11 protein-coding genes and 1 pseudogene are annotated in these 16,557 nt (G+C 49.0%); 4 read left to right on the forward strand and 8 right to left on the reverse strand.

Going from position 1 to position 16,557, the window contains the following annotated elements; genetic code table 11:
- Positions 1–51: 51 nt before the first annotated feature.
- The 6 genes and pseudogenes from fabG to PKI34_12950 all read right to left on the reverse strand — a co-directional run bounded on the left by fabG (position 52) and on the right by PKI34_12950 (position 10,160).
- The gene (gene fabG / locus PKI34_12925; protein HNS18711.1) at positions 52–798 is read right to left on the reverse strand and encodes a 3-oxoacyl-[acyl-carrier-protein] reductase; all 747 of its coding nucleotides are present in this window, start codon (positions 796–798) and stop codon (positions 52–54) included.
- 43 nt (positions 799–841) lie between these two features.
- The gene (gene glgP, locus PKI34_12930; protein ID HNS18712.1) at positions 842–5,089 is read right to left on the reverse strand and encodes an alpha-glucan family phosphorylase; all 4,248 of its coding nucleotides are present in this window, start codon (positions 5,087–5,089) and stop codon (positions 842–844) included.
- Between the two features lie 39 nt (positions 5,090–5,128).
- Complete coding sequence (locus tag PKI34_12935; GenBank protein HNS18713.1) at positions 5,129–5,497, reverse strand: FliG C-terminal domain-containing protein; 369 nt, start codon at positions 5,495–5,497, stop codon at positions 5,129–5,131.
- Positions 5,474–6,658: pseudogene (locus PKI34_12940) on the reverse strand (glycoside hydrolase family 57 protein). Before PKI34_12940 ends, PKI34_12935 begins: the two are co-directional and overlap by 24 nt.
- 44 nt (positions 6,659–6,702) lie before the next feature.
- Positions 6,703–7,986: a glycosyltransferase family 4 protein gene (locus PKI34_12945; GenBank protein ID HNS18714.1), complete on the reverse strand. Its 1,284-nt coding sequence runs from the start codon at positions 7,984–7,986 to the stop codon at positions 6,703–6,705.
- 224 nt (positions 7,987–8,210) lie between these two features.
- Entirely contained in the window at positions 8,211–10,160 is a 1,950-nt protein-coding gene (locus tag PKI34_12950) for an amylo-alpha-1,6-glucosidase (GenBank protein HNS18715.1), read from the reverse strand.
- A gap of 197 nt (positions 10,161–10,357) precedes the next feature.
- On the opposite strand from PKI34_12950, the gene PKI34_12955 reads away from it, so the two are divergent.
- A complete protein-coding gene (locus PKI34_12955) occupies positions 10,358–11,812 on the forward strand; it encodes a hypothetical protein (protein ID HNS18716.1) in 1,455 nt (484 codons plus the stop codon).
- Between the two features lie 91 nt (positions 11,813–11,903).
- On the opposite strand, the gene sucD is transcribed toward PKI34_12955, so the two are convergent.
- Together sucD and PKI34_12965 are read right to left on the reverse strand one after the other, a co-directional pair.
- Positions 11,904–12,773 (reverse strand): succinate--CoA ligase subunit alpha, encoded by an 870-nt coding sequence (gene sucD / locus PKI34_12960; protein ID HNS18717.1) that lies wholly within the window; start codon positions 12,771–12,773, stop codon positions 11,904–11,906.
- A 77-nt stretch (positions 12,774–12,850) separates the two neighbouring features.
- Positions 12,851–13,204, reverse strand: coding sequence for a four helix bundle protein (locus PKI34_12965; protein ID HNS18718.1), 354 nt, complete (start codon positions 13,202–13,204; stop codon positions 12,851–12,853).
- Between the two features lie 156 nt (positions 13,205–13,360).
- Between PKI34_12965 and mnmE the strand changes: the two genes are divergently transcribed.
- The 3 genes from mnmE to PKI34_12980 all read left to right on the forward strand — a co-directional run bounded on the left by mnmE (position 13,361) and on the right by PKI34_12980 (position 16,482).
- Complete coding sequence (gene mnmE, locus PKI34_12970) at positions 13,361–14,770, forward strand: tRNA uridine-5-carboxymethylaminomethyl(34) synthesis GTPase MnmE (GenBank protein HNS18719.1); 1,410 nt, start codon at positions 13,361–13,363, stop codon at positions 14,768–14,770.
- A gap of 116 nt (positions 14,771–14,886) precedes the next feature.
- The gene (locus PKI34_12975; protein HNS18720.1) at positions 14,887–16,008 is read left to right on the forward strand and encodes a Fic/DOC family N-terminal domain-containing protein; all 1,122 of its coding nucleotides are present in this window, start codon (positions 14,887–14,889) and stop codon (positions 16,006–16,008) included.
- 270 nt (positions 16,009–16,278) lie between these two features.
- The gene (locus PKI34_12980) at positions 16,279–16,482 is read left to right on the forward strand and encodes a four helix bundle protein (GenBank protein HNS18721.1); all 204 of its coding nucleotides are present in this window, start codon (positions 16,279–16,281) and stop codon (positions 16,480–16,482) included.
- Positions 16,483–16,557 lie beyond the last annotated feature (75 nt).

The following is a 16,557-nucleotide window of genomic DNA, read 5'->3' on the forward strand; positions in this document are numbered from 1 at the left end:
CTCCTTTCTCCTCTCTCCTCTCTCCTCTCTCCTCTCTCCTTTCTCCTCTCATCATGTGTACAATCCTCCACACACCTGGATAACCTGTCCGGTGACATAATCCGACAGATCGGAAGCAAGGAAAAGTGCCACGTTGGCCACATCTTCCGGTTTTCCTGAGCGGTGCAGCGGAATGCTTTTCAGCCAGTTTTCCTGAACCTCGGAGGGCAGTTTCTGTGTCATTTCTGATTCGATGTATCCCGGTGCGATGGCATTGCACCTGATGTTCCTGCTGCCGAGCTCCAATGCGACTGATTTCGTGAAACCAATCATCCCGGCCTTGGAGGCTGAGTAATTTGATTGTCCTCCGTTGCCTCGTATCCCCACGATGGAACTCATGTTGATGATGGAGCCGAAGCGTTGTTTGAGCATGGGCCGCTGAATGGCTTTGGTCATATTGAACACCGATTTCAAATTGACAGCAAGCACCATATCCCAATCGTTTTCCGACATCCGCATCAGGAGATTATCCCGTGCAATGCCAGCGTTGTTGACCAGTATATCGATTTTGCCAAAATCCTGCACTACCTCATTGACCAATTGATCACAATCTGCCAGGGAACTGGCATCGGAAGCATAGCCCCGGGCGGTCACACCCATTGATTGAAGCTCATTCTCAAGATTTCGCATCGCTTCATCCCCTCGAAGATCGGTGAAGGCAATGCTGGCGCCTTCTCCGGCAAATGTCAGGGCGATGGCACGGCCAATGCCCCGGGATGCACCGGTAATGAGAGCTGTCTTTCCTGTTAACAGGTTCATAAGGAATGTTTTAGGTTGTCACATAAAAAAACATACGATTAATTTAAAGCCATTTCACCAGACGGAGGGATTGCCGGTAGGGTACCAGATCGCTTTTGGGATAGATCCTGAAGATATAGTCATACCCTCCAGCCCGGTCCATGTGGATACGACAGCTATACGATACCCTGTTATTCTCCAGCTTCTTCATTTCCATCTCCTTTACCCATAGGATATTCTTCACCTCACCATTGTCCTTCTGCCCGAATAAGGCTTCAACTCCGATATGCTCACAGGATATTTCCGGAATGAAAAGGATTACTTCTGCATTAAACTGATCACCAAGTTTCAGTGGACTGATGCTGGGATCAGGTACTTTTACCTCCAGTACTTCAATTTTATCCCAGTTGCTGATCACCTTGCGTTTCCATTTGGCAACACGCCGTGCCAGAAGGAATTCATCCTTTCCCATCAGTGCCGTTCTGGCCAGTAACTTATTGTAATAATTTGATTTATAATCATTTAACATGCGCTTCATCGTAAAATGAGGTGCGACCTCCGAGAATGTATTTTTTATATATTGAACCCATTCCACCGGGACATCATTCTCGTCGCGTTTATAAAATAACGGCATGATGTTATCCTCCAGCAGGTTGTACAGGATTTCCGCATCCAGTTCATCCTGATAATGCTGATCCTGGTAAAAGCGGCCTTCCGGTATGGCAAACCCGGCTTCCGGGCGATACCCTTCGGCCCACCACCCATCCAGAACACTCAGATTGACCACTCCGTTCATCACAGCTTTCTCACCGCTGGTGCCACTGGCTTCCATGGGCCGTGTGGGGGTGTTGAGCCAGATATCCACACCCGGGATCAGTTTCTTGGAAAGTCCGATCTCATAATTTTCCAGAAAGATGATCTTGCCAATGAATTCAGGGCGCTTTGAAATATCGATGATCCGCTTGATCAGGTCCTGACCGGCTTTGTCACGGGGGTGTGCTTTCCCGGCAAAAATGAACTGGACCGGGTGCGTGGGACTATTGATCAGTCCATCCAGCCTTTCCAGGTTTGAAAACAGAAGATGCGCCCGTTTATACGTGGCAAAACGCCGGGCAAACCCAATGGTCAGTGCGTGCTCGTTGAGAGCTTCAATGGTCTTGAAGATCAGCTTGGGATTCTCCTGCCTGGCAGTGAGGTCACGGGTAACCTTTTCCCTGAGAAACGCGATCAGTTCTTTCCGGAGCTGGTTCCTGATTTCCCATATTTTAGCATCCGGCACCTGGTGGATCTTCTTCCAGTGTTCCGGATTGGACTGATCACTTAAAAATGCCTCTCCAAAGACTTCTTGATGCAATTGTTGCCAGACCGGGGCAGTCCAGCTGGGATAGTGCACCCCGTTGGTCACGTATCCAATTGGAATTTCATTGGTGAAATAACCATCGAACAGCGGGCTGAACATCTCCTGGCTTACCGTTCCGTGAAGGCGGCTCACACCATTGACCTCCTGTGCAAAATTTACAGCCAGAACACTCATCGAAAACTTTTCACTGGGATTGTTTTTGTGCATCCGTCCAAGATTCATGAAAGTATCCCACGTGATTCGCAACCGGTCGGCATAATGAGGGATGTAGGTCCGAAGCAGATCTTCCGTAAAATGGTCATGGCCTGCTGCGACAGGAGTATGGGTGGTGAATAGCGTGGAAGACCGTACCACCTCCAGAGCTTCCATGAAGTAGAGTTTATCAACCTGAACATATTTCCTTAACCGTTCCAGGCCTATGAAAGCCCCATGTCCTTCATTGATGTGGAAAACAGCTGGATTGATACCGAGTACATCCAGCAACCGGATGCCTCCTACACCCAGGAGCAGTTCCTGTTTGAGCCGCATCTCTTCATCTCCCCCATAGAGGTTATAGGAAATGGATCTGTCGGCCTCGTTGTTTTCAGGGATATCGGCATCCATCAGGTAAATGGAGATGCGGCCCACCTGAAGGATCCATACCTTTGCATAGACAACCCTACCGGGCAGTGCAACACTCACGCGGATCCACTCGCCGTCGCTGCCACGGGCAGGGGTTAAAGGCAAATGAGAAAATTTCTGTGCTTCATAGCGGGCTACCTGGTCACCAAAAAGGGAGATCGCCTGTGTAAAATACCCATAACGGTAAATCAGTCCTACGGCGACCATATTCGCATTGGAATCGCTCGCCTCCTTGATGTAATCACCTGCCAGAACTCCCAGTCCGCCAGAGTACATCTTGAGAATATCATGAAGGCCATACTCCATGCTGAAATAGGCCACAAGACCCTGCCCTTCGTTCTGCGGGACATCCATATAGTTCCGGAACCGTTGATAGACCGTCTGCAGGTTTTCCATGAACCTGGGATTCCGCTCCAGGTAGTCAAGTTTCTCTATGGTAATTCGTTCGATGAGCGACAACGGATTTTGCCTGCTTTCATTCCATAGTACCGGGTCGATCTCCTCAAACAGGGAGATGGCGTCGTTGTTCCAGGTCCACCAGAGGTTCCAGGCAAGCTCGGTCAGCATGTGGAATTTTTCAGGTAACGTCGGACTGACCAGTATTTTCCTCCATTCCGGTTTTATCACCGTTGCCTGCTGGAGGAAGGTGCCAATATCAACCTGTTGCTTTGAAAGATATTGATCCGAACGCGAAAGTGATTTCCTGAGCGCCATCTCATAGGCCTCCACGTAGTAACTGATCAATTTATCCCACAGCGTGAGCTGGGACAGATCGAAGGCCTGATTGCGTGCGGCTTCGAACTGTTCAGCATTCCAGGCCAGGGCTTTTTTGATGTTGATGATCATTTCTTCAACTACCGCCCTGTCATTGTCGTCATCTCTCTCCAGAACAACAAGACCGGGCTCGGTATCGGGGTTTTTGCCACGGATCCATTGTCCGAAACCCGACAGTGAAGTGATCATCGCAGGGACATGAAACGCCAGGCTTTCAAGGGGCGTATATCCCCAGGGTTCATAATAGGAAGCAAACGTGGAAACATCAAAGCCAATCACAAAGTCATAATAGTCCAGGTTGAATACGCCATCATTCCCGTTGAGATAGGAAGGGATAAAGATGATCTTGACCTTGTCTTCAGGCCGGTTGAGCAGTTCATTCTCCTGGATGCGCCTCAAAACGGCATCGTTGGAGGGATCCCACAAAAGATGGGTCAGGTGGACACCTGTGATCGGTTGCAAAAAGTCGGTCTGCCTGATCCGTTGCAGCATTGCCTCATCGGGTCCCTTGTGGTTGCCAGGTACCGCGATGACCGCAAGAACAGGCCGTTCCACCTCCGGATCCTTATTGATGCGGCCCAGGCTGTCGATGAAAAGATCAAGGCCTTTGTTTCGGAACTCATAACGTCCACTTGTAAGGATCCACAAAGAATCCTCTGGTATGTGCTGGTTCAGAAGCGCTTCCGTCACGGCGGTCACCTTTTGGCGCGCACTGTTGCGCCGCCTGGCAAAGTCGTCTCCCACGGGAACAAAGGAATTCTCAAAACCATTGGGGGTGATCACGCTGACCTTTTGCCGCAGAAAATGTTCACACTCCCGGGCGGTTATCGGGCTGACTGTTGTAAAAACATCGCATGTGTTGGCCGAGTGGTACTCCAGGGAAAATTTTGACCGGAGGTTAAAATTCTGTGCCGTAGATTCCGGATCGTAGGTATTTAGATTCTTATATAATGGTAAACCGTTGCCGGCAATGCACCGGCCAAGTGTAGTGGCGTGGGTCGTAAAGACAGTGGCTGCCTGCGGCATGAACTCTTCCAGATACAAAATACCTGTTCCGGTCATCCATTCGTGAAAGTGGGCGATGATCTTATCCTGCCCCGAAAGATAGAATTCGTAATAACTTTCGATGATCCTGCCGGCCGCATAACCGAACAGGGCAGGCTCTATGTAATCCCATCCTCCTGCCAGAGAATCCAGTTTATATGTCTCCCAGAACTTGGCGAAGATCTTGTTTTTATTGGGAAAAAACGTTGTGAAATCCACCTGGATCACGATCGGGTGACCACTGATGTTCCAGCGGCCGATTTGAAAGCGCAGACCCTCCTGGGCCGCTTTCTCCTGCCAGGCGGTCATCAGTGTTTTATCCTCAATGAAGTCCGGATTCTCATCGGTCTCTTTCCAGACATCCGGGCCAAGAAGGATATAATGATCGCCGAAACGTTCAGTGAGCTGGCGTGCCTTGGTCGAAAGTACGGTATAGATCCCTCCAACCTTGTTGCAGACTTCCCAGCTAACTTCAAAAATATAATCAGGCTTTGTGTATTGATCCTTTTCCATCATACCAACCTTTTAAAGATTACATCGGTTAAAAATCCATCAAAGATCATTGATTACCGCCGTAAGTTTCTGGCGGCACTGATTGATCTCCGTCTTTTTACTCTTTCTGTGTGATTCGGTAAACGCTTCAAAGCGGATCCGGTCTTTCGGGGAAAGTACCTTGATCAACTTATCCCTCAATGACACATCACAATTGATGAGTGCACAGGCCAGGGTTTCCAGGTCAACCTGGGCCAGGAGCTTTTTCAGGTGTGTGGGCGAAAGATTTTGCATATCCTCAAGTGTACAAACCTTCTCAGCAGAAGTCACCCTGGCCGGCTTTTTTGATCCCTTCTTCACGGATTGCTTCTTTGCCACTGCAGGGATTGCTTCCCGGGACCCGTCAACTGCATCATTGACACGGGTCATAAAATCAGAAAGCACATTCATATAATTGATAAATGCTTCATAGGGTGAAGCATAGGGAGTGAAATACTTATGGACCTCGCCATCGGAAAACCACTTGGTGCACATATAATAAAAATGATCACTGCACTGAAGGTATTGCCAGTCCCTTGTAAGATCTTCCCGGTGAAGGGCGTTCACCTTGTTTTCCAGGCTATAAAGCTTGTCAACCGCTTCAGCCTGCATCTCATTGCCGAGCCAGGCAGTCGTATCACGTTCTTCATCAGCCCACGAGATCGCATGCCCCACATGGATGGAGGAAACGGGCTGCAGGAGCTCAAGCAATTCCCCTGGCGTATGGAATGCATAGTCGGTAGCACCCAGGACGGTCCGGGGCAGGTTTCTCAGAAAATCAAAGATCCCGGAGTCAGCCCATTGATGTTCGCCAAAGGTTTCGTAATCAAGGAAAATATTCACCACTTCCTCCCGGGGATTGAACGCCTGTATCCAGGAAGCAAACTTCTCAGCGGTCAGTGGCCACTCATTCCAGCTTTGCAGTGAAAAACGAAAAGCAATGTCATCACTCAGCCTGAAATTTTTCAACAGAAGCTTCAGCCGGGGATTGACCGCGTTGCAATACATGAAATTCGGACTTTTCCATCCCAGGATGTGCCGGGGGCCTTCGCTCAGCATCAGTTCATAACCCATTTCCGCCACCAGCTCACCAACCCGGTCCGAATAGATCAGTTCGGTATTCCTGAACACCCTGGGTCGCTGACCGAACAATGTTTTGATCTTATCCGAGTGCTCCTTCACCTGTCTGAAAAACTCCTCCTTGCTGCGGAGGGAAGCCAGCGAGTGGGCATAGGTTTCCGTCAGAAATTCGACGGAACCCGTCCGCGCCAGTTTCTGAAAGCTTTCAATGACCTCCGGTGCATATTTTTCAAATTGTTCAAGTGCAAGTCCGGTAATGGAATAAGCAACTTTAAACGCACTGCCGTATTCTTTGATCAGATCCAGGATGATCTGGTTGGCAGGCAGATACGATCGCCGGGCAACGCGCTGTGTGATCGACCGGTTCAAATAATCATCGTAATAGTAGTGATCCCTTCCGATGTCAAAGAAACGGTACGTCCTTAACCTGAAGGGTTGATGAACCTGGAAATAAAGACAGATTGATCTCATAAATGATGCTGTTGTGCTTATTAGTTGTTATATTTAGCTGCAAGCTACCCTGCCACTCCCTCATACACCTCCTTCACCTTCATGGCTGCATCGTCCCACTTGAGGCTTTCCACCTCCTCCTTTCCATAATGCTTAAAGGTCTCGGAAAGCGCATTGTAATGCAGCAAACCATAGATGGCATCTGCCAGGCCGTGGACATCCCAGAAGTCAACTTTCAGGGCATGCTTGAGAATCTCCGACACCCCGGATTGCTTGGAAATGACAACGGGCACATTGGATCGCATGGCTTCCAGAGGGACGATGCCAAAAGGCTCTGACACCGAAGGCATCACAAAAACATCACTCATGGCAAACATACGGTCCACATCGGCGCCCTTGAGGAATCCGGTAAAATGAAACCGTGTTGCAATGCGCAACTCGGCCACACGCCGGATCAGTTTGTTCATCAGATCACCCGTGCCGGCCATGACAAAACGTACATTTGGATCCACCTCCAGTACCTTTTTCGCGGCCTCGACAAAATACTCCGGACCTTTCTGGAAAGTGATGCGGCCAAGGAAGGTGACCACTTTTTCCTTCAATACCTTATCGGCTCCTTCCAGTTCATCCTTGGTCACAGGTTCAACGGCATTATGCACCGTAATGATCTTGTCAGGATCAATGCCGTAGCGTTCGATGACAATCTGGCGCGTCAGGTTGGAAACGGTGATAACACGATCCGCCTGTTCCATGCCGTAACGTTCGATATCATACACCTGCTGGTTGACATTCTCCCCTGACCGGTCAAATTCAGTGGCATGCATGTGGACCACCAGCGGCTTGCCTGAAGCTGCCTTGGCCGCAACACCGGCCGAGTACGTCAGCCAGTCGTGAGCATGAATGATATCAAAGTCGTGTTTCACCGCAAGGGCAGAACCTATCAACGCATACCGGTAAACCTCTTCCATCAGGCTCGTACCGTATTTGCCTGAAAACTCATACCGGTCGGAAAACAGGGTCTGCTTGCTGGTTTTCTTCCGAAGTTGCTCCTGTACGACCAGGTCGGTAAATTCTTCCGGTGCAACATAGGGAATAAGGTTCGAGCCCACTTCCATATAGGTGATCCGTTCCCAGTACTGCTTGTTTTCAACATCATCAATGTCGATCACAATGTCGCTGGCATTGACCAGGCGGACAGCACGCTGGTCTTCATCACCATAGGCTTTCGGCACGACAAAGATAACCTCCGTCCCGTGCTTTGCCAGTCCCCTGGTAAGGCCGTAGCAGGCAGTCCCCAGGCCACCTGTGATGTGAGGAGGAAATTCCCAGCCGAACATTAAGACGCGCATATAATTACTTTAAATTTTGTTGCACGTGATATGATAAATTCCAAAATCCAAAATCCATTCTGTCTACTGCTGACCGCTGATCCCGACTTTCGTCGGGACGTCGCTTCGCTCCGCTGCTGACTGCTGATCCCGACTTTCGTCGGGACGTCGCTTCGCTCCGCTGCTGACCGCTGATCCCGACTTTCGTCGGGACGTCGCTTCGCTCCGCTGCTGACCGCCGGCTCTCATCCACCCTCCATATCCCTGAGCATCTTCCCGACCCGAAGCAGCTCTGCCACGCTCCAGGCCTGGGAAATGGCTCCTCCCGGATTATGCGGCGGATCTCCATCGTAAACTTCCGGTACGGTGCCAATCCCATTCTCGTCCATCACATCTTCAAAACCGCTCAGAATCCCCCTGATCTTTGAAATTCCCGATTTACCGTGCAAACGGAGGTAAGCCTCAGCAAAATGGCCGAATAACCACGGAAATACCGTCCCGTTATGATAAGCCAGATCCCTGGCTGTCTGATCACCAAAATAGACACCGTGGTAGTTGGGATTCTTGGGTGACAACGTACGGAGCCCGCGCGGTGTCAATAGTTCCCGTTCAATGATGTCCAGGATCTGCTTACGGATCTCTTCATCCACGGGTGAATAGGGTAGTGAAGCAGCGAAGAGCATGTTCGGCCGCACGGCAAAATCCCTGAACCCGCCATCAGCATAATCAGCCAGATAGCCTTCCTTCTCACTGTAAAACGTCTCCAGGAATGCCTGAGGGATCCTTTCGGCCACAGGCTGCCATTCGGCAATGAAATCTTTATCCCCCGCTTCACGTGCAAGCTCCAGCGCAAACATGACGGCATTGTACCACAGGGCATTTACTTCCACCGGAAGCCCAATGCGGGCATTCACAGGCTTGCCGTCAACAATGGCATCCATCCAGGTGATGGCCAGTCCGGGCACACCGGCGTACAGCAATCCGTTCTCCTGCATCTTAATATTGTACATGGTGCCGACACGATAACCCCGAAGGATGACCTTCATCTTTTTTCCGTACTCTTCCCAGATCTTCCCTGGATCCTTGACATGGAGGAGATACTGCTGAAGGGCCCAGAAAAACCAAAGGGATGCATCCACGGAATTGTAATGCTGTTCATGCCCCTGCCCGAAATTCGGGAACAAAGGTCCTTTCAGCTCCTTGAGAATGGCATCCATTACCGCTTTGAAGGTCTTCGTGTCATTCTGGGTCAGGGTCAGCCCGGGAAGCGCAATGAACGTGTCTCTTCCCCATTTCCCATACCAGGGAAACCCGGCAATGATTTCCGATTTTTTTCCTCTTGTAACGATGAACTGCTGGGCAGAATTAATCATGCAATGATAGAAGCTGTCTCTTGGGATTCGGGAGCCTACCTCTTTGTCGAAACTTCGGCTCAGTGTCGTTACATCCACTTCCTCCAGGGCGGCACAAAATACTATGCTTTCTCCCTTTTCGATGGATGTTTCGAAATACCCGGGCGTTAACAGGTCCTCCAGGTAATCGTATCCTCTCTCTTTTTCCCTGATGTACTCAAAATTAAAATACCAGTCAGGCACGTGGACATAATCCACCTGCTTGGAGAACTGCAGGTGAAGATGGGAATATCCAGGGTAGAGCTTTACCTTGATCCCGTTCCCGATTGGCTGGTGCTTGGTGTCAGCATCATAGTTGGCTTTGGTCAGGCGATGGATGTTCCGGAAGGCCAGAAACGGGCGGAAACGCATCCGTGTGGGCGAATGGGCGTCGACCAGCGTATAGCGGATCATCGCTTTCTCATCCCTGGCCGTAAACAGGGTTTCCTTGGTCAACACAACACCGCCGACCCGGTAAGTGAGCTTGGGAATGGGTTCGCAGTCAAAATCCCGTATATACTTGTGTCCTTTGGGCTTGTACACCTCTCCCCTGAATTTATGGATCGCAAGATTAAACTCCTCATCATGCTGAATGATTGTTTCATCCACTGAAGAAAGCAGTACGTGATTATCCTGGTCGACCAGGGGCTGGGGAGCAACAAATAAGCCATGGTATTTACGGGTATTGCAGCCTATGATCGTTGTAAAACCATAGGACCCGGCACGATTTGTCCTCAGAAGTTCCCTGGATAATGAATATTCAAGGTTGATCAGCTGGTTCTTATCAAACTTCAGATAACTCATTTATAAGTTATTAATATAAAATGACCACCGAATGTAACGAAAAAAAATGAGTTGGCAAAGTTAGTGAAATCCCTGAACTTTTCCTTGCCCCCGAAGATTATTTAAGGATTCTGCAAAGGAAGTGGTTCACCTGCAAAATATTTTCCCCTGCCAACCGTATATATGACAGGAATCGGTAATTTTGCCGGTCTGAATTCATGCTGAACAGATCCTTCATCATCCGGAGTTTCCAAGTCTTTTTCTTCCTGCTCATTCCGGGGATGTTCATGATTTCCTGCAACAAAGAGGAGATCACCACCAATCCCTCGGTGAAGCTTACGTTTTCGGCCGACACGGTGGTCTTCGATACCGTCTTTGCCACCATTGGCACGACCACCCGGTATCTGATGGTGTACAACAACGATAAAAACAGGGTAAAGATCGCCTCTGTGCGCCTGGCCGGAGGCAGCGGCTCCCCGTTTGAGCTGAACATCGATGGAGTCCCTTCCATCCAGCTCAGGGATGTTGAGATCCCAGCCAACGACAGCCTGTTCATCTTCATACGCGTCACGGTTGATCCCACCAATGAAAACAATCCATTCCTTGTCACTGACTCGATCGTTTTTGAAACCAACGGGAATGTTCAGGATATCGATCTGGTGGCTTACGGGCAGAATGCACATTTCTACACGAATGCCGTTTACCAGATGCACGGGATGTGGGCGAACGACAAACCGCATGTGGTCTATGGTTTTGTGATCATCGACTCCTCCTACTCGCTGACCATCCAGCCCGGCAGCAGGGTGTACTTTCACAAGGACGCCATACTTGCCGTTGCGAACGAGGCCACCCTTAAGATAGCAGGAACATTCGATGCACCTGTCACGTTCCAGGGCGACCGGCTGGACGAAGACCTGCAGGAGTTACCCGGTCAATGGGGGACGATCTGGCTCACAGCAGGCAGCAAGAACAACGAGATCGACCACGCCATCATCAGGAACGCGGTCATCGGGATTCGTGTCGACACACTGGGGAGTTCTCCACAGCCAACCCTGAAGCTCAGCAATACACAGATCCTGAACATGAGCGGGTACGGGCTCCAGGCGCTGGGTTCCCATGTGGTGGCAGCCAACTGCGTGATCGCCAACTGCGCCGAAACAGCTGTTTTTCTCGGCATTGGCGGAACCTACGACTTCAGGCACTGTACCATCGGCAATTACTACCCCTATACCGCACGACAAACAGCTTCACTGGTATTGACCAATTTTTACCTGCTGCTGGACGACATGGGGCATGTCAAGGATACGATTGCACGGGACCTCAACCAGGCTTATTTCGGCAATTGCATTGTTTACGGAAATAAAACCGAGGAGATCGCCCTGGCCAGTACATCCCTGGCGCAGTTCAATTATCTGTTCGACCACTGCCTGCTGCGAACAACACGGATTGCCGATCCCTTCATAGCAGGCTGCGTCTTCAATGAAGACCCTCTTTTTTCAGACTATGAAACCAACGACTATACGCTCGATACGATTCTCTCCCCTGCCGTCGATGCCGGGTTGATGGACATCATCAACACCTCCGTCCTTAACCTGGTGAATGACTTGAACAACAATAACCGTACGCTCGACGGGAAGCCGGATCTCGGAGCATATGAGCTCATCAGGCGCTAACTTGCAGATCCCAAATCCCAAAGGAAGGTTTGGATCTTGGGATTTTGGATTTGCTTGGATTTTAGTGCTTGGAATTTGGAATTTAACAGAACTATGAAAGAATTTCTTTCATTTTCGTCCCGATTTGTGCCGGAGAATCCACCACGTGGATACCGCATTCCCGCAGTATCTCCTTTTTAGCCTGGGCAGTATCGTTCTTGCCGCCAATGATGGCTCCCGCATGTCCCATTCGACGGCCTTTGGGCGCCGTGGCACCGGCGATGAAAGCCACCATGGGTTTGGTCCCGTGGCGCTTGTACCAGTAGGCAGCTTCGGCCTCCATGTTGCCGCCGATCTCTCCGATCATGACAATCCCGTGGGTCTCAGGATCGACGTTGAACATGGAAATGGCATCCACCGTATGGGTTCCGATGATCGGATCACCACCAATGCCCAGACAGGTGGACTGGCCAAGCCCGATCTTTGTAAGCTGATCCACCGCTTCATAGGTAAGCGTTCCCGAGCGGGAGACGATCCCGATGTGCCCCTTCTTATGGATAAATCCCGGCATGATCCCCACCTTGCATTCCTCAGGGGTAATCACGCCCGGGCAGTTGGGACCTACCAGCCGCGATGCCTTGCTGCATAAGAAATCATGGACCATGACCATATCGCGTGTCGGTATGCCTTCGGTGATGCAAACGATCAACTGGATGCCCGCGTCGGCGGCTTCCATGATCGCATCGGCCGCAAAGGGCGGTGGTACCAAAATGCACGTGACATTGGCTTTTTCCTTTTGCACGGCATCGGCTACGGTGTTGAACACCGGACGGCCAAGGTGTTTCTCCCCTCCCTTGCCGGGAGTCACTCCGCCAACGATGTTCGTTCCATATTCAATCATCTGCATTCCGTGGAAGGTTCCTTCTTTTCCCGTAAAGCCCTGGATGATGACCCGGGAGGATTTGTTGACGAGGATGCTCATGATGCGAAGAGGTTATGTTGTTGCATATTGGTTCAAGGCACAAAGGCACAGAGGCACAAAGGCACAGAGGCACAAAGTTAATGTTTGATTTTTGAGATTAGGCTGGATAACATTCGTTCAATTTCTCTTGTTTTATTTTCAAGATTATCATATTTTTCATTATCAATATAATTCAAATTTTTTGATATGATCAGCTGCGTTTGGAGTTCAAATACTGAACCGATGGAGATCTGCAGGTATCTTAAATAATCATTTGTGTGCTTACGGCCGTATCCCTCTGCAATATTGGATGGAATTGAAACAGCAGCCCTTCGGATCTGGGAGACCAAGCTGTACTTTTCATCTGCAGGAAATGATTTTGTGTTTTCATATACACATGTAACGAGCTCAATTGCTTTCTGCCACACCGCCAAATCCCTATACGTCCTGATCTCTCCCATCCCCATAACCTGAAATCTGAAATCTAATTTACTTTGTGCCTTTGTGCCTTTGTGCCTTTGTGCCTTTGTGCCTTTGTGCCTTTGTGCCTTACTCAAACAGAAACCAAAAATAGAATCTTTTCGTTTAATAAGAAAATAATCCTTGAAATGAATCATAAAACAGGTTTTCTCACAAGTACCGACACCATCTGCGCCATCGCCACCCCGCCCGGGACCGGTCCGATTGCCATTGTCAGGATATCGGGGCCGGACTCGTTTCGCGTGACCGATGAGATATTCACTCCCAGGGAGAAAGGCCTGAAGGTCGGTCAGGCCAAAGGATACACCATACATTACGGCACGGTCAGCACAGACGGGGAGATGCTGGATGAGGTCCTGGTTTATGTTTATAAAGCTCCGAATTCATATACGGGTGAGGATTCCGTGGAGATCTCCTGTCACGGTTCGTTCTATATCCAGAAAAAACTCATCGAGCTGTTGCTGGAGAAAGGATGCCGGATGGCAAAGCCGGGTGAATACACACTGAGGGCCTATCTCAACGGCAAGGTTGACCTGTCACAGGCAGAGGCGGTCACGGATCTGATCGCCGCCCATTCCCGTTCTGCACACGACCTGGCCATCAACCAGATACGCGGAGGCTTTTCAGACAGCATCAAAAAACTGCGTCAGCAGCTGGTGGATTTTGCCTCGATGCTGGAACTGGAACTGGATTTCAGCGAAGAGGATGTGGAGTTTGCCGACCGGCGCAAGCTGCTCGGATTGATCCATACAATGGATAAGCACATCAAATCGCTCATCGATTCCTTTACGATGGGCAATGTGCTGAAGACCGGCATTCCCGTGGCCATTGTCGGCAGGCCCAATGTAGGCAAGTCCACGTTGCTCAATGCGATCCTCAACGAGGAGCGGGCGATCGTGTCGGAGGTGCCGGGCACTACGCGCGATGCCATTGAAGATACGATCATCATCGACGGCGTTTCGTTCCGTTTTATCGACACAGCAGGCATCCGCCCCGCCCGCGACGAGATCGAGAGCATGGGCATTGAACGCACCTACGAGAAGATCCGACAGGCAAGGATCGTTTTGTATGTGTGCGACGTGAGCGAGTGCACCTGGGATGATGTCAGGGAGGTCGTGGAGGAGTTCAGGCAGCATATGAAGGACCGGACGAAAAAGTGGATCCTCATCGGCAACAAGATCGACAAGCTGGTGGAGATCCCCAAGGACTTCCAGGAGCTGGTGGATCTGGAGACGATCTTTGTATCGGCCAAACGCCGCGAGAACATCAACCTGATCACCTCCCAGCTCCGCAAGTCGGTCGAAGAGGGCTTTCCGATGGACCAGGCGCTGGTGTCGAACGTGCGGCACTACGAAGCGCTGGTCCGGTCGCATAAGGCGTTAAAGCACGTGGAGAGCAGCATTCAGAAGGGCACACCCACCGATCTGATCGCGGCTGACATCCGCCAGGCGTTATATCACCTGGGTGAGATCACCGGCGAGATCACCAGCGAAGAGATCCTGAACAACATTTTTGGTAAATTCTGTATCGGAAAGTAATCCTTTGCTTTTAATAGATTTTAGCTATTAGCACAGCCTAAATAGCTAAAAAACAGCTAAGTTTACGTTACTTTACGAATGATTCTAAGTCGATCAGTAAGTAAAATATTAGAAATATGGAGCTAAAGCCTAAAATTCCAAATAATAAACTGCCATTGTTGCCACCCGACAGGGATGCAATTGAAACCAAAGCCATTTTAAGGCAGGAAAGCAAAGCAGCCGTTGCACTGGCTGAATTAAAAGGTTTGGCACATACGCTGCCAAACCAGAATATTCTCATCAATGCCATCGTTTTAAAGGAAGCCAAAGCGTCATCTGAAATCGAAAACGTGATAACCACACACGATTCATTATACAAGGCATTAACGGCTAAATCATTCAAACCCGATTCTGCCACAAAAGAGGTGCTTCACTACCGTGAGGCATTGTTTACAGGCTCGAAGTTTATCCGTGACAAAGGCTTTTTGAGCACTAACGGCATTATTCAGGTTCAGAATATTCTCGAAGAAAACACGGCAGGGCTTCGCCAACTGCCTGGCACAACTTTAAAAAATGATGCCACCGGAGAGGTGATTTACACACCACCAGATGATAAAGATGCCATCAGCAACCTAATGACTAATCTGGAAAAATTCCTCAATATTGATGAAGATGATGATGTTTCGCCACTTATCAAGCTGGCAGTTCAGCATTACCAGTTTGAAAGCATCCATCCATTTTATGATGGCAATGGCAGAGCAGGTCGCATCGTAAATGTGCTTTATCTTATGCTGAAAGGCTTATTGGATAGTCCTATACTCTACCTCAGCGGATTCATTATTCAAAATAAGGGAGAATATTACCGCTTATTGAGAAATGTCACGTTTAAGGCTGTTTGGGAACCATGGATACTTTATATTCTGAAAGGCATTGAGCAAACAGCCACAGATACCATAAAGCAGGTCAATAGCATTAATAGCCTGTTGAACGAAACCATAAACATTGTAAAGGGAAAAACACCCCGGATATACAGCAAAGATTTAATTGAGATACTGTTTGAGCAGCCCTATTGTAAAATTGATTTTTTGGTTGACAATCTGAAAATTGAAAGAAAGGCTGCATCAAGATATTTGCAAAGTCTGGAAGACACAGGAATTGTAACAGCTCAGAAAATAGGACGGGAAAACATTTACATCAACACCAGACTGTTTGAATTATTGAAAGGAAACAATATGTCCCGGGATGGTACCCATATTTAAAACGTGTACCAAATTTTGAATTTACGGTACATATAAAATGAATATGAGACATTTTGGTACAGATATAAAACAACTGATAATGAATACATTAAGGACAATAATACTCAAAATAAGGTATCAGGACAATAATCAGGACATTCTGTCCCGATTATTGGAAACAAGGGCAAGTTTCCAGGGATTTTACCCACGTTTTAATCGCTAGGCATTTCATGCCCACGTTCATTTAACTTATTCTTTTTCAACAACCTAATAAAAACTCAGCTTTAGGAAATGAAAAAAAACATATTAAAATCAAAAAGTTATGTCTTTGCCATCGCCATTGTAAAGCTGTGTCAGAGCATTATTTCTGAGAAGAAGGAGTTTGTCTTGTCGAGGCAAATTATGAAAAGTGGTACTGTAATAGGTGCTTTGATCCGGGAAACTGAATTTGGTCAAAGCAAAGCCGATTTTGCAAGCAAAATGAGCATTGCATAAAAAGAAGCTAACGAAACAGATTTTAACCCCGATCTAAACTGATACCGGCAAACAGCCGTAAATGATACCACTTTC

The sequence above is a fragment of the Bacteroidales bacterium genome (assembly GCA_035342335.1).
Taxonomy (GTDB): domain Bacteria; phylum Bacteroidota; class Bacteroidia; order Bacteroidales; family JAGONC01; genus JAGONC01.

Coding starts and splice junctions, on each gene's coding strand:
- fabG (HNS18711.1), bottom strand. CDS start 798: ATGAACCTGTTAACAGGAAAGACAGCTCTCATTACCGGTGCATCCCGG.
- glgP (HNS18712.1), bottom strand. CDS start 5,089: ATGGAAAAGGATCAATACACAAAGCCTGATTATATTTTTGAAGTTAGC.
- PKI34_12935 (HNS18713.1), bottom strand. CDS start 5,497: ATGACCCGTGTCAATGATGCAGTTGACGGGTCCCGGGAAGCAATCCCT.
- PKI34_12945 (HNS18714.1), bottom strand. CDS start 7,986: ATGCGCGTCTTAATGTTCGGCTGGGAATTTCCTCCTCACATCACAGGT.
- PKI34_12950 (HNS18715.1), bottom strand. CDS start 10,160: ATGAGTTATCTGAAGTTTGATAAGAACCAGCTGATCAACCTTGAATAT.
- PKI34_12955 (HNS18716.1), top strand. CDS start 10,358: ATGCTGAACAGATCCTTCATCATCCGGAGTTTCCAAGTCTTTTTCTTC.
- sucD (HNS18717.1), bottom strand. CDS start 12,773: ATGAGCATCCTCGTCAACAAATCCTCCCGGGTCATCATCCAGGGCTTT.
- mnmE (HNS18719.1), top strand. CDS start 13,361: ATGAATCATAAAACAGGTTTTCTCACAAGTACCGACACCATCTGCGCC.
- PKI34_12975 (HNS18720.1), top strand. CDS start 14,887: ATGGAGCTAAAGCCTAAAATTCCAAATAATAAACTGCCATTGTTGCCA.
- PKI34_12980 (HNS18721.1), top strand. CDS start 16,279: ATGAAAAAAAACATATTAAAATCAAAAAGTTATGTCTTTGCCATCGCC.